This is a genomic window from Stenotrophomonas sp. ATs4 (assembly GCF_051861585.1).
Classification (GTDB): Bacteria; Pseudomonadota; Gammaproteobacteria; order Xanthomonadales; family Xanthomonadaceae; genus Stenotrophomonas; species Stenotrophomonas maltophilia_AS.
The window spans coordinates 153,549-167,833 of the sequence record NZ_JBLYPK010000007.1; the positions used below are offsets into that span (position 1 = coordinate 153,549).

8 protein-coding genes are annotated in these 14,285 nt (G+C 67.6%); 5 read left to right on the plus strand and 3 right to left on the minus strand.

Going from position 1 to position 14,285, the window contains the following annotated elements:
* Positions 1 to 47: 47 nt before the first annotated feature.
* Entirely contained in the window at positions 48 to 2,147 is a 2,100-nt protein-coding gene (locus tag ABR323_RS14040; protein ID WP_439449743.1) for a glycosyltransferase, read from the plus strand.
* Here the strand turns inward: ABR323_RS14040 and ABR323_RS14045 are convergent.
* Both ABR323_RS14045 and ABR323_RS14050 read right to left on the minus strand, forming a co-directional pair.
* Positions 2,144 to 3,709 (minus strand): hypothetical protein, encoded by a 1,566-nt coding sequence (locus ABR323_RS14045; protein WP_439449744.1) that lies wholly within the window; start codon positions 3,707 to 3,709, stop codon positions 2,144 to 2,146. The two genes, ABR323_RS14040 and ABR323_RS14045, sit on opposite strands and share 4 nt — an antisense overlap.
* Positions 3,710 to 3,739: 30 nt before the next feature.
* A complete protein-coding gene (locus ABR323_RS14050) occupies positions 3,740 to 5,896 on the minus strand; it encodes a RelA/SpoT family protein (RefSeq protein WP_439449745.1) in 2,157 nt (718 codons plus the stop codon).
* Positions 5,897 to 6,025: 129 nt separating this feature from the next.
* On the opposite strand from ABR323_RS14050, the gene ABR323_RS14055 reads away from it, so the two are divergent.
* Positions 6,026 to 6,559, plus strand: a complete 534-nt coding sequence (locus tag ABR323_RS14055; RefSeq protein WP_135274829.1) for a hypothetical protein — start codon at positions 6,026 to 6,028, stop codon at positions 6,557 to 6,559.
* A gap of 110 nt (positions 6,560 to 6,669) precedes the next feature.
* Here the strand turns inward: ABR323_RS14055 and hrpA are convergent, their stop codons facing one another.
* Positions 6,670 to 10,752 carry an ATP-dependent RNA helicase HrpA gene (hrpA, locus tag ABR323_RS14060; protein WP_439449746.1) on the minus strand — a complete coding sequence of 1,361 codons (4,083 nt, stop codon included), beginning with the start codon at positions 10,750 to 10,752 and terminating at the stop codon, positions 6,670 to 6,672.
* 86 nt (positions 10,753 to 10,838) lie between these two features.
* Between hrpA and ABR323_RS14065 the strand changes: the two genes are divergently transcribed.
* The 3 genes from ABR323_RS14065 (at position 10,839) to ABR323_RS14075 (ending at position 14,274) form a co-directional block, all read left to right on the plus strand.
* Positions 10,839 to 11,387, plus strand: a complete 549-nt coding sequence (locus tag ABR323_RS14065) for a Dps family protein (protein ID WP_025879374.1) — start codon at positions 10,839 to 10,841, stop codon at positions 11,385 to 11,387.
* A gap of 552 nt (positions 11,388 to 11,939) precedes the next feature.
* Complete coding sequence (gene recQ, locus ABR323_RS14070; RefSeq protein ID WP_439449747.1) at positions 11,940 to 13,745, plus strand: DNA helicase RecQ; 1,806 nt, start codon at positions 11,940 to 11,942, stop codon at positions 13,743 to 13,745.
* 145 nt (positions 13,746 to 13,890) lie between these two features.
* Entirely contained in the window at positions 13,891 to 14,274 is a 384-nt protein-coding gene (locus ABR323_RS14075) for a CopL family metal-binding regulatory protein (RefSeq protein WP_439449748.1), read from the plus strand.
* Positions 14,275 to 14,285: the final 11 nt, after the last annotated feature.

Genomic DNA, 14,285 nt, shown 5'->3' on the forward strand with positions numbered 1-14,285 from the left:
TGGCGGATTCTCCCGGGTTCCCCTGCTTAAGCTGGAGTTGCAACCGGATGGCGATGTCCCTGGCCGAGATCCGATACCTGATCAACCGCCTGTCGGGGCTGGCCCGGCGCAGCCTGGCCAGCCTGCGCACCCGCGGCTGGAGGGCCACCTGGCAGCGGATCCGGGTCCACACCCAGCGTGCCGTCCCCGCCCCGCGTTCGCCCCTGTACCTGCCCCCCGCGGAGGCCTTCGCCCCGTTTGCGGTGCCGTACAGCCCTGTCCCCGAGGTGAGCATCATCATCCCGGTCTACAACCACGTCGAGCACACCCTGGCCTGCCTGCGCGCCCTCGCCGCGCATCCGCCGGCCACCGCCTGCGAGATCCTGGTGGTGGACGACGGCAGCAGCGATGCGACGGCAACGTGGATGCCACAGGTAGCCGGCCTGCGTTATGAGGTCCGGGAGCACAACGGCGGCTTCATCGAGGCCTGCAACGACGGCGTGTCGCGCGCGCGCGGCCGTTACGTGGTGTTGCTCAACAACGATACCGTGCCTCAGCCCGGCTGGCTGGATGCGCTGCTGGACACCTTCAACAGTGTGCCCGACGCCGGGCTGGTCGGCAGCCAGCTGCTGTACCCGGATGGTCGCCTGCAGGAGTCCGGCGGGGTGATCTTCGCCGACGGCAGTGGCTGGAGCTATGGCCGCTTCGAGGCAGCCGACGACCCGCGTTTCGCCAGCCTGCGCGACGTGGACTACTGTTCCGGCGCCGCGCTGATGCTCTCGCGCACCGTGTGGCAGCAGCTGGGTGGCTTCGACACGCGCTACAAGCCCGCGTACTACGAAGACACCGATCTGGCCTTCCGTGTACGTGAGCAGGGCCTGCGCGTGCTGGTGCAGCCGGCCAGCCGGGTGATCCACGACGAGGGCACCAGCAATGGCACCGACACCGGCAGCGGGGTCAAGGCCTACCAGGTGCGCAACCAGGCGATCTTTGCGGCGAAGTGGGCGGCCGAGCTGGCGCGCCACCCCGCCGTGGGCGCGGTGCCATCGCCGGCGCTGCTGCTGCGCGGTCGTCGCCAGGTGCTGATCCTCGACGAGGCGGTGCCGCAGCCGGATCGCGATTCCGCATCACTGCGCCAGGTCAACCTGATCCGCCTGCTGCTGCAGGGCGGCGCCCACGTGGTGTTCGTACCGACCCGGCGCGAGCATGGCGGCGCGGCCACCGAAGCGCTGCAGCGGATGGGCGTGGAGGTCTGGTATGCCCCCTTCCTGGAAGGTGTGGCCGGCTGGCTGCGCACGCAGGGTGCGCGCTTCGACGTGGCACTGCTGGTTCGCCACCATGTCGCCCATGAATGCCTGCCGCTGCTGAAGCGCTATGCACCGCGGGCACGCACCGTGTTCGACACGGTGGACCTGCATTACCTGCGCGAGCGCCGCGGTGCCGAAGTGGCTGGCGATGCCGGCCTGCTGCGTGCCGCCGAACGCACCCGCGCCAGCGAACTGGCGGTGATGGAGCAGTGCGATATCACCGTGCTGGTCAGTGCCGCCGAACGCGAGCAGCTGCAGGCCGACGCACCAGCGGTACGGGTCGAGTTGATTTCCAACCTGCACGATGTCGCCGGTGCCGGCAAACCGTTCGAACAGCGCCATGACCTGGTGTTTGTCGGTGGCTTCCGCCATCCGCCGAACCTGGATGCAATGGAGTGGTTCATCAGCGAAGTATTCACCGGCATCCGCGCCCGCCTGCCCGAGGTACAGCTGCACTGCATCGGTTCTGCAACACCGGAGTCGCTGCTGGCATTGGCCGCGCGCCAGCCCGGCGTACAGATGCATGGCTTCGTCGAGGACATCACGCCCTACATGGACGGTGCACGCATCTCCATCGCGCCGCTGCGCTTCGGTGCCGGCGTGAAGGGCAAGATCAATCTGAGCATGGCCCATGGCCAGCCGGTGGTCGGCACCACGTGTGCGGTGGAGGGCATGCACCTGCGCGCCGGCCAGGATGTGCTGGTGGCCGATGATGCGCGCAGCTTCGCCGATGCGGTGGTCCGTCTCTACCAGGATCCGCAGTTGTGGCAGCAGCTGTCCGATGCCGGCCTGGCCAACATCGCCGAGCACTTCTCGCTCGACGCCGCCCGCGCCACCGTGCAGCGGGTGTTCTTCGCCTAGTCCGCGCCGCCGCCGGCACGGCGCAGGCGGTCTTCGAAGGCCGGCAGTTCGGGCAGATCCGGTTGCAGCAGCCGTGCCTGCTCTGCGGCATGGGCGGCGAACGACAGATCACCATTGCCCAGCCGCTCGCTGCCGATCGCCAACCAGCGCTGGGCCAGTCGCAGGCGTGCTGCAGGCAGGCTCGCGGCGGTGGGTGACAGCGTCTGCCAGGCCTGAAGGCAGGCCCCTGCGGCCTGCACGCGGTTCTGCCGCAGGTTGTCATCAAAGCAACGACGGCTGGCCGGCAGCAGGCGAGACGCAGCCGCTTTCACCCGGGCATCGCGCGGTGACAGTGATTGCGCCTCACGCAACGCGTCGAATGCACTGTGGCCCGGTGGACTGATCCACTGACCAGCACGCTCGGCGCGCTCAATCCTGCGCAGATGGTCGCGAAGTTGCCGTTCTCGCTGTGCATTGCTGACGCTGGGCTGCTGCAACGCCTGCTGTGCCTGTTGCGCACGCTGCTGGCGCTGTGCCAGTTGCTGCTGTGCAGCCGGCGACGCGCCCAGTTCCTGCGCCAACGCCGCATCACGTTGCGCGGCGTCGAACTGGAAGTCGTCAGCCTGTTTCTGGCTGCGTGCCAGCGCCGCCTGCAGCGACTGCTCGCGGCCGCGCTGGGCGTTGGGATCCTCGGGTGCAACGGCCAGCACGGCCAGGAAGCCTTTCCCTGCAGCGTCCAACTGCTGCCGCTGCAATGCTCGCTGCGCCTGCCGCAAGCGATGATCCACCGCCTGTGCCAGCGCTTCCTGGCTGGCGGGCAGATCGGCGTGGCCTGCATCGAACTGGCGTGCACGCTGCAGAATCGCGGCCGCCTCGGCCAGCTCGCCGCGCCCGGCCAGGATGCGGGCCTGCTGCAGCAGATCGCTCAGTGCGTCCTCGCGACCTTCCAGTGCCGGCAGATTGTCCGGCTGCAATGCCAGGATGCGCTGGAACAGGGGCAGCGCGCTGCTGTCACCTTCGTCCAGCCGGCCCGCTGCAAAGGCGTTGCGCGCCTGCGCCAGCAGTGCACCGATGCCGGCGCCGGCGCTGCGCCGGGCCTGCAGCTGGCGCGCCACGGCATCGGCCTCAGCCTGCGGCACCTGCAGCTCGCGGGCCAACCCCAACGCCTGCAGGCTGCCGTCCAGGTCATTGGCCAGCAGTTTGTCGCGTGCCTGCTGCAGCGCCGCGGCGCCGGTACGGGCCAGACCCTGGCGCGCCTGTGGGCGGTCGCCATCCAGGGCCAGCACGGCCTGGTAGCGTTCGCGCGCACCACTGCCATCGTCCGCACTCAGACGACCGGCTGCCAATGCGCGATCACCTTCGGCCAGCAGCTGCTCGATCTGCGGCTCATCCCAGAACCAGTCGGCCAGCGGCTTGCGCAGCAGCACCAGCAGCACGAACACCGCCAGCGCGGCGACCAGTGCCCAGCGCCAGACCCGGCGTGCATGGCGTGCCTGCAGCCACCACCAGCGGCCTTCGCGGCGAACGCGGTCCAGCGCAGGATGATCAGCGCCATGCGGGCGATGCGGAGGCTCGCGTTCCATGCGTGCAGGGTAGCCGGGGCAGCGTGAAGCCTAGCCGAGGCGACGCGCCTCGCTCACGCCCGGCAGCGCGTCCAGCTTGCCCAGAAGGTTCGACAGCTGGCCGTAGTCGCTCACCTTCAGCCGCAACCGCAGATGGGCACGGCCACTGTTGCGCACGTTGTCACTGTGGATGTCGAGCACGTAGGCGTCTTCCTGGGCGATCAGATTGGTGATGTCCTTCAGCAGCCAGCGGCGGTCGACCGCATCGACCACCACGTCCACTTCATAACCGCCACCGGCCTGCCCCCATTCCACAGGCAGGATGCGCTGCGGGCTGGTGGCGGCCAGCCGGGCCAGCGCGACACAGTCTGCACGATGCACGGTGACACCGCGGCTACGGGTCAGGTAGCCGACAATCGGTTCGCCGGCCACCGGCTGGCAGCAGCGCGCCAGCTGCACCAGCAGGTTGCCCACGCCCTGCACGGTGAACTTGGATTTGCCCAGGTTTTCACGGCGCGCGGTTGGCCGCGGCAGCGTCGGCACGGGCGCCGGCTGGCTGGCCGCCCGCTCGGCCTCGAGCAGGGAACGGCTGACCTGGTTCGGGCCGGTGTCACCCAGCGCCACCTGGATGTACAGGTCATCGACGCTGTCGGCATGGAATTTCTTCGCCGCCACCGCCAGGTCCGAGTGCTGCAGGCCCAGCCGCTTCAGCTCGCGCTCCAGCAGCTCGCGCCCGGCCTGCACGTTGCGCGCCCGGTCGAGCTTGTGGAACCAGCTGCGCACCTTCTCGCGCGAACGGTTGCTGGCCAGGAAGCCCAGCGCCGGCATCAGCCAGTCACGCCGCGGATCGGCCTCCTTGCCGGTCAGGATCTCGACACGGTCGCCGCTGCGCAGGCGGTAGGTCAGCGGCACGATGCGGCCGTTGACCTTGGCGCCACGGCAACGGTGGCCGACCATGGTATGCACCTGATAGGCGAAATCGAGCGGCGTGGCGCCCTGCGGCAGGTCCAGCACCTCGTCCTTCGGGCTCAGCGCATAGACACGGTCTTCTGTCAGTTCGGCATCAAGCGCACCGGCCAGCTCATTGCCCTGCCCTTCCTGCGCCTGTTCCAGCAACTGGCGCATCCAGGTGATCTTGCGGTCGAACGACTTTTCCGCGCCCTTGCCGCCCTCTTTGTACTTCCAGTGCGCGGCCACGCCCAGCTCGGCCTGCGAGTGCATCTCATGCGTACGGATCTGCACTTCGATGGTGCGGCCTTCCGGCCCTACCACGGCGGTATGCAGCGAACGGTAGTCGTTGGCCTTGGGTCGGGCGATGTAATCGTCGAACTCGCTGGGCACCGGTGCCCACAGCGCATGCACCACGCCCAGCGCGGCATAGCAGGCAGCAACGTCGTCGACCATCACCCGCACTGCGCGGATGTCATACAGCTGGTCGAATGCCAGGCGCTTCTTCTGCATTTTCCGCCAGATGCTGTAGATGTGCTTCGGGCGGCCACTGACCTCGGCCTTGATGCCCTGCGCGACCAGCTCGCGCGACAGCACCTTCTTGACGTTCTCGACGTAGCGCTCACGCGCGATGCGGGTTTCATCCACCTCACGGGCAATGCGCCGGTAGGTGTCCGGTTCCAGATGGCGGAACGCCAGATCCTCCAGTTCCCACTTCAGCTGCCAGATGCCCAAGCGGTTGGCCAGCGGCGCGTGGATGTCGCGGGTCAGCTGGGCCAGCGCGCGGCGCTGTTCGTCGTCCAGCCTGTCGGCCGCGCGCATCCGCGCCAGCTGCCGGGCCAGCAGGATCGGCACCACCCGCAGGTCGCGGATGATCGCCAGCAGCAGCCGACGCAGGCCTTCGCTGTTGCGTCCGGCCTCGCGGCCTGCGTGCAGTGCCCACACCGGATCGGCCGCGTCCTGGCCATCAAGCAGGCCGATCACTGCCGCCTTGTGGTTGCCCAGCGGCAGCTGCTCCAGGCTGGCGCGCAGCCCCGGCAGGTCGAACAGCAGCGCTGCGACCACGGCGCCTTCGTCGGCAGAGAGCATCGCCAATGCGTCAAGGGTGTCACCCAGCACCGACCAGCCGGCGCGCATCTGGTGGTCGCACTCCGGTGCTTCCCAGTGCTCGCGCAGGGCCTGGCGCAGCGGAGCGGGCAGCACCGCTGCCGAGGGACGGTTCAACAAGGCATCCAGGCCGGGGACGGAAGCGCGGTTCACAGCATCGAGCAGGCAAGACGGAAGCCTCTACACTAGCGCCGCCGCCGTTCAGGGACAATCGCTGCGGCTGCATCACCGGGTATGAGCACATGCCGCTACACTCGCGGACACACCCAGGAGAGTCCCGCCATGCCCTCGATCCTCCCGCATTTCCGCCCACGGCTGCTGGTCTGCGCCGTACTGCTTTCCCTGTCGGCGCCTGCGTTGGCCCAGCGTGTGGTCGAGGGCGACCTGCAGCAGCAGATGTCCCCGGCCGAGTTCAAGGCCGCCGGTCTGGACAAGCTCAACGCCACTGAGCTGGCTGCACTCAACCGCTGGCTGCAGGGCAAGGTCGAAGCAGCCACCACCCAGGCGGTCGCCGCCGTGCGCGAGGAAGCGCGCGAAGAGGGCCGCCAGGAGGTGATCAAGAAGAATCGCGGCTTCTTCGATTTCGGCAGTGCCGAGCCGATCGAAAGCAACCTGCAGGGTGAATTCCGTGGATTCGGCCAGGGCCGCCACTATGTGCTGCAGAACGGCCAGGAGTGGGAGCAGGTCGATTCCACCCACTATGCCGGTGGACGCAAGGATGCGCCCAAGGTCAGCATGCGGCCTGGCGTGATGGGCGTGTGGTACATGAAAGTTGACGGCGTGAACGTACAGCCCAAGGTTCGTCGTACCAAATAAGGCCGTGGCCTTCCTGTAGCGCCAAGCCCACGCCTGGCTGCCCTTCCATGGACCACCATCGTCCATCGCCAGAAGCAGCCGAGCATCGGCCCGGCTCTACAGGACCGGATTCACGCCTGGCGCAGTGCGCTCACCCGCTGCGCCAGCTTCTTTGCCGAGATGCCGGTGCGTGCGCCCAGCTCCTGCGCGAACAGCGACACCCGCAACTCCTCCAGGTCCCAGCGCAGCGCCTGCCATTGCGGGCGCTCACGCAGGCCCTGCTGCTCGCCGGCCTTCAGCGCCTCCAGGAACGGATGCAGTTCCAGCATGCGTGCCTGGTCCCGCGGCGGGTCGCGCTTGGCACGCTCGGTGCGCAGGATCATCGCCTTCAGGTAGCGCGGGTACTGCGCCAGGGCGTCGGCCGGCGTATCGCGCAGGAAGCCGGGGTGGATCAGCCCGACCAGCTGCGCCTCCATGTCGTCCAGATTGCCGCGCGCCCACCCCATCAGCGGCGCTTCCAGCATCGGCTTCAGTTCGGCCACCAGCGCCAGGATGCTCTCGGCCAGCTTCAGCCGCTGCATGGCCTCGCCGAACAGTGCCTTGGCCGCATGCTCGCGACGCTGCTCGAACGCCTGCGCATCGCGGATCTCGCCCAGGCCATCGGCCAACACCGCGTTCAATGCGGCGTCGACCAGGTCACCACGCAGACGTTCCTGGGTTTCGATCGAGGCGTACAGCAGGCCGGTCTTGGCCGCCACCGGCAGCTGCTTGCGCGCCTGCTTGATCTTCTCGCCGAGGCCGATCTCAAGCAGCCGCCGCACGCCCAGCGGATGCGCCTCTTCGGCCTGCTGGCGGTCTGCGAAGATGCGCAGGGCAACGCTGTCGCCCTCGTCCAGCAGTGCCGGGTAAGCCGGAACACCGGCCTCGCCAGGCACCTGCAGCGGAATCGGCGTGGCCGGGAACGTGCGCAGGCCATCGGCGGCCATCTCCCGGCCCGCGCGTGCGGCGAAGGCATCGCCGGCACGGCCACCGAACGAGGCACGCAGCGCATCCAGGTCACGCGAGGTCGCCAGGACCTTGCCGTTCTCATCGCGCAGGCGCAGGTTCATGTGCAGGTGCGCTTCAATCGAACCCGGATCGAAATCGGTGGCCGCCACCTTGGCCCCCGTCGCGCGTGACAGGAAGCGCGCCAGCTCGCCGGTGATGGCGTCGGCACTGGGCTGCGGGAATGCCTCGAAGAATGCCCGCGCGAAGTCTGGCGCAGGCACGTAATTGCGGCGCATCGCCTTGGGCAGGCTGCGGATCAACGCGGCCGCCTTGTCGGCCACGAAACCCGGTGCCAGCCAGCCCAGCTGCACCGCGTCCAGCGCATTGAGCAGATGCAGCGGCACGTCCAGGGTTACACCGTCATCCTCTGCGCCCGGCTCGAAGCGGTAGTGCAGCGGCAAGCGCGCCTGGCCCAGCGCCAGGTACTTCGGATAGCGCTCCTGCTCGCTGCCTTCGCCCGGCAACAGGTCTACCAGAGCCCAATGCAGGGTCTTGCGCTGTTCCTGCGCCAACCCCTTCCACCAGGCATCCAGCCCCGCAGCCGAATGGATCTGCGGCGGTACGCGGTCCAGGTACCAGCGCGCCTGCCAGTCCTCGTCAGCCACGATGCCGGCGCGGCGCAGCTTGGCTTCTTCCTCGCGGGCAACCTCCAGCACCTTCTGGTTGTCGGCTACGAAGCTGGCGCGAGTGTTGATCTCGCCGGTCACCAACGCCTGCCGAACGAAGATATCGTGCGCTTCGCCCGGGTTGATGCGGCCATAGTGCACCGGCTTCTTCGGCGCCAGCACCAGACCGAACAGGCTGATCTGCTCGGAGGCCAGCACCTGGCCCTGCGCGCGCGACCAGTGCGGATCGAAGTGTTTGCGCAGCAGCAGGTGCGGCAGCTCGGCGATCACCCAGTCCGGCTCGATCGCGGCCAGGGTCATGCCCCACACCTTCTGCGTATCCAGCAGGTTGGCCACCAGCAGCCACGGCGGCGGCCGCTTGGACAGTGCCGAGCCCGGGAATGGCAGGAAACGGCGCTGGCGGGGCGCCTGGAAATCGCCCTTCTCGGTGCGGTGGCCGATCTGCGTCGGCAGGCCGGCCACCAGCGCCCGGTGCAGGGTCTGGTAAGCCGCGGCGCGCACGCGTTCGCTGAAACCACCGCCGGCCGGCGCCTGGTCCTTCTGCGCACGTACGGCCACCGGGGGCGGGGCTGCCTCGGCCTTGCCTTCGCGGGCCAACCGCGCGGCGCGGTGCAGCTGGCCACGGGTGGCCTTCACCGCCGCCGCATCATCACGCGCCGGGGCCGGCGCACTGCTGCCGGCCAGCAACGGCGCCATCGAAGCCTCGTTGGCTTCTTCCTTCCAACCCAGTTCCTCACACAGCAGGCGCAGCTGGCGATGCAGCTCACGCCACTCGCGCATGCGCAGGAAGCCGAGGAAATGGCGACCACACCAGTCGCGCAGCTTGGATTGAGTCAGGTCTTCATGGGACTGCCGATAGGCGTCCCACAAGCGCAGCACACCGACGAATTCGGAACGGCCATCGGCAAACTGCGCATGCGCGCTGTCGGCCGCGCCGCGCGCTTCGGGCGGGCGTTCGCGCGGGTCCTGGATACCCAGGAACGAGGCGATCACCAGCATCGGCCGCAGACAACCGGCCGCTTGCGCGGCCACCAGCATGCGTGCCAGTTTCACGTCTACCGGCAGCCGTGACATCTGCTTGCCGATCGCCGTCAGGTGGCGCTCACTGTCAATCGCGCCCAGTTCGGTCAGATGCTGCCAGCCGTCGGCCACCGCGCGCTCGTCGGGGGCCTCCAGGAACGGGAAATCCTCGATCCGGCCCAACCCCAGCTGCAACATGCGCAGGATCACCCCGGCCAGACTGGAGCGACGGATTTCCGGATCGGTGAATTCCGACCGTGCCAGGAAGTCGGCTTCGGCGTACAGGCGGTAACAGATGCCTTCGGCGACACGGCCGCAGCGACCCTTGCGCTGGTTGGCACTGGCCTGCGAGATCGGCTCGATGTGCAGGCGGTCAAGCTTGTTGCGTGGGCTGTAGCGCTTTACACGGGCAAAGCCGGGATCGACCACGTAGCGGATGCGCGGCACCGTCAGCGAAGTTTCGGCCACGTTGGTGGCCAGCACGATGCGCCGGTTCGCGCCTGGGTTGAATACGCGGTCCTGATCCTGGTTGGACAGCCGCGCATACAGCGGAAGCACCTCGGTATTGCGGTACTTGCGCCGTTCCAGCGACTGGTGCGCATCGCGGATCTCGCGTTCGCCCGGCAGGAAGATCAGCACGTCGCCACGGGAATCCAAGCGGGTGATCTCGTCAATGGCCGACACGATCGCATCGTTGACCGTGCGTTCGCCCTGGTCTTCGCCCTCGCCTTCCAGCGCGCGGTAGCGCACTTCCACCGGGTAGGTGCGGCCTTCGACGCTGATCACCGGCGCATTGTCGAAATGCTGCGCAAAGCGCTCGGTGTCGATGGTGGCCGAGGTGACAATCAGCTTCAGGTCCGGGCGCTTGCGCAGCAGCTGCTTCAGATAGCCCAGCAGGAAATCGATGTTGAGACTGCGCTCATGCGCTTCATCGACGATGATCGTGTCGTAGTTCGACAGCCAGCGATCGCTGGCAATCTCCGCCAGCAGGATGCCGTCGGTCATGAACTTGATGCGGGTGTCTTCGCCGACCTTGTCGTTGAAGCGCACCTGGTAACCCACCAGCTGGCCCAGCTCGCTCTGCAGCTCCTGCGCGACACGGCTGGCCACCGCACGCGCGGCGATCCGGCGCGGCTGGGTGCAGCCGATCATGCCCGCCTGGCCACGGCCAGCGGCCAGGCACAGTTTCGGCAGCTGGGTGGTCTTGCCCGAACCGGTTTCACCGGCGATCACCACCACCTGATGGTCGCGGATCAACTGGGTGATCGTCTCGGCTTCACGCGCAATCGGCAGCTGCGGGTCCAGAGTAATGGACGGCTGCTGTTGCGCCCGTGTCATCCGGCGCTGCACCGACGCCTGCAAGGCCTGCTCGAAGGTGGCGGCCAACGCCGCATCCTGTGGCTTGGCCTGGCAACGCGAGAGCATCCCCAGCAAACGGCCCCGGTCGCGGCTCATGGCGCCGTCGATGGCGACGCGCTGTTGGCGCAGGCGGGACTGCGGCATTTTGTCGATAGCATTCATCAATCGATTCGTTCAAAACTTTGAAAGAGACCAGTCATTACGACTGATCTATTGTTAAGGCCAACGATTCCACAAGGAGGAACCCCATGGCGAAGACCAAGAGCACGACCAAGCCCAAGACCGGCAAGCAGAAGCTTGCAGCATCCGCGCCGTCGGCCCCCAACATCGATATCGGGATCACCCAGGGCGATCGCAAGAAGATTGCCGATGGTCTGGCGCGGTTCCAGGCCGATGCATTCACGCTCTACCTGAAGACCCACAACTTCCACTGGAATGTCACCGGGTCGATGTTCAACTCGCTGCACACCATGTTCGAGACGCAGTACACCGAGCAGTGGGCAGCCCTGGACGATGTGGCCGAGCGCATCCGCGCACTGGGCTTCAATGCCCCGGGCTCCTACCGGGAATTCGCTGCGCTGACCTCGATTGTCGAGGAGCCGGGCCTGACTGACAGTGCGGACTGGCGTGAAATGGTACGCCAGTTGGTGGTCGCCAACGAAGCGGTCTGCCGTACGGCACGTGAAGTGCTGGATGTGGCCGACGACGCTGACGATGCCCCCACCGAGGATCTGATGACCCAGCGCCTACAGACCCACGAGAAGTATGCGTGGATGCTGCGCTCCCTTCTCCAGTAAGGGTTGAGGGGGTCGGCAGGGCTTGCAGCCCTGCACCTGCTTCAAGCCACGGCAACATCAACTTCAAAAGCTGGCTTTCCGTGGGTTGGCGGGGTGGGTCCGGTGGCAGGGGACGCCGTAAACCCATCCATGGGGGCTTGGTCGCCGCATCCATGCGGCTCACACCCCTGCCACCGGACCCACCCCGCCTTCGACAGTTTTCCGCGATCTGCCGGCAAAGCTTGGGGTCAGAGCCGTTTTCCGCAGGAAAACGGCTCTGACCCCATTTTGTTTGTCGATATCTGACAGATTTCATCCACGCATGGCGTGGATGGACCCACCGTCACCGGAAAACTGTCGGGGCGGGGCGGTGTGGGCTTGCAGGACCGTTGGCGCCATGGATGGCGCCATCGAGCCCCCCCATGGATGGGTTTACGGCGTGTCCTGCAAGCCCACACCGCCCCGCCCAACCAGCAGACACCCCAGAGCCGGCTGTTGCCTTTGACGTTGCTCTGGCTCGTAGCGGGTGCAGGGCGCAGCCCTGCCGCCGCCTCCGAGAGGTAAACTAGCCGGATGGCTTCCCGTCCCGCGCACGACCTGCTCCAACGCGTCTTTGGTTACGACGATTTCCGTGGTCCACAGCAGGACATCGTGGAGCATGTGGCTGCCGGTCACGATGCCCTGGTGCTGATGCCCACTGGCGGCGGCAAGTCGCTGTGCTACCAGGTCCCAGCCCTGCTGCGTGACGGATGTGGCATCGTCATCTCGCCGCTGATCGCCCTCATGCAGGACCAGGTTGAGGCACTGCGCCAGCTCGGCGTGCGTGCCGAGTACCTGAACTCGACCCTGGACGCCGAGACCGCTGGCCGCGTCGAGCGCGAACTGCTGGCCGGCGAACTGGACATGCTCTATGTCGCTCCCGAGCGCCTGCTGACCGGCCGTTTCCTGTCGCTGCTCTCACGAAGCCACATCAGCCTGTTCGCCATCGACGAGGCGCACTGCGTATCGCAGTGGGGCCACGACTTCCGTCCCGAGTACCGCCAGCTGACCGTCCTGCACGAGCGCTGGCCAGACATTCCACGGGTCGCACTGACCGCCACCGCCGATCCGCCGACCCAGCGCGAGATCGCCGAGCGCCTGGACCTGCAGGAAGCACGCCACTTCGTCAGCTCCTTCGACCGCCCCAACATCCGCTACACCGTGGTGCAGAAGGACAATGCCCGCAAGCAGCTGACCGACTTCCTGCGCGGTCATCGTGGCGAGGCGGGCATCGTCTACTGCATGTCGCGGCGCAAGGTCGAGGAGACCGCCGAATTCCTCTGCGGCCAGGGCTTCAACGCCCTGCCCTACCACGCAGGCCTGCCAGCAGAAGTGCGCGCGAGCAACCAGCGCCGCTTCCTGCGCGAGGACGGCATCGTGATGTGCGCGACCATCGCCTTCGGCATGGGCATCGACAAGCCGGACGTGCGCTTCGTGGCGCATACCGACCTGCCGAAGTCGATGGAAGGCTACTACCAGGAAACCGGACGTGCCGGCCGTGATGGCGAAGCCGCCGAAGCCTGGCTGTGCTACGGCCTGGGCGACGTGGTGCTGCTGAAGCAGATGATCGAGCAGTCCGAGGCCGGCGAAGAACGCAAGCAGCTGGAACGGGGCAAGCTCGACCACCTGCTGGGCTACTGCGAATCCATGCAGTGCCGCCGCCAGGTGCTGCTGGCCGGATTCGGCGAAACCTACCCCAAGCCCTGCGGCAACTGCGACAACTGCCTGACGCCGCCGGCATCGTGGGACGCGACCATTCCGGCGCAGAAGGCACTGAGCTGTGTCTACCGCAGCGGCCAGCGTTTTGGCGTGGGCCACCTGATCGACGTTCTGCGCGGCAGCGAGAACGAGAAAGTGAGGCAGCAGGGCCACGACAAGCTCAGCACCTACGCGATCGGCCGCGACCTGGATGCGCGCACCTGGCGCAGCGTGTTCCGCCAGCTGGTCGCGGCCAGCCTGCTGGAAGTGGACAGCGAGGGCCACGGTGGCCTGCGCCTGACCGATGCCAGCCGCGATGTGCTGACCGGCCGGCGCCAGATCAGCATGCGCCGCGACCCGGCCAGCAGCACCAGCGGGCGCGAGCGCAGCGCCCAGCGCACCGGCCTGTCGGTGCTACCGCAGGACCTGGCCCTGTTCAACGCGCTGCGCGGCCTGCGTGCCGAACTGGCGCGCGAACAGAACGTGCCGGCGTTCGTGATCTTCCACGACAGCACCCTGCGCAACATCGCCGAGCAGCGCCCGACCAGCCTGGATGAGCTGGCCCGGGTCGGCGGTATCGGCGGCACCAAGCTGAGCCGCTACGGCCCGCGTCTGGTCGAGATCGTGCGTGAGGAAGGGTAGCGCCGGGCCATGTCCGGCGGCCCGCTGATTGGCCGCGCTGCGCGCTCGCCGGGAATGGCCCCGCCCCACCCTTGCCTGGCTCCAATCTTGAACCGGCCATTCAGCCGGAAGTGCATCCCACGCCGCTTACGGCTAGATTAGCGCCATGTCCCTCGCCTCGACCCTGCTCCGTGTCGTGCTGATGCTCAGCCTGTTGCTCAACGGGCTGAACGCGGCCATGGCCAGTGGTCACGAGGAAATGGGCCGGATGGCTCACGCCGCGGCAGCCGCTGTTGGTGGCGGTGATCCCGACTGCCACCACCACGCCGGCATGCAGGCCGACGAAGCCCCGCAGGCCAAGGCCCCCGCCCACGACGCCCACTGCCAGATCAAGGACTGCCTGCGCAGCTGCGCCCAGCACCCGCTGCTGGTGGTGCAGCCGTTGCCGTTCATGGCCGGCCCGGCATTGTCGCTGGCCCCGCAACCGATGCCGGCCACTGGCCGTCCGGCGCCGCCGCTGCCGCCGATCTCGCGTCCTCCCATCGGCTGATTCCACACGCA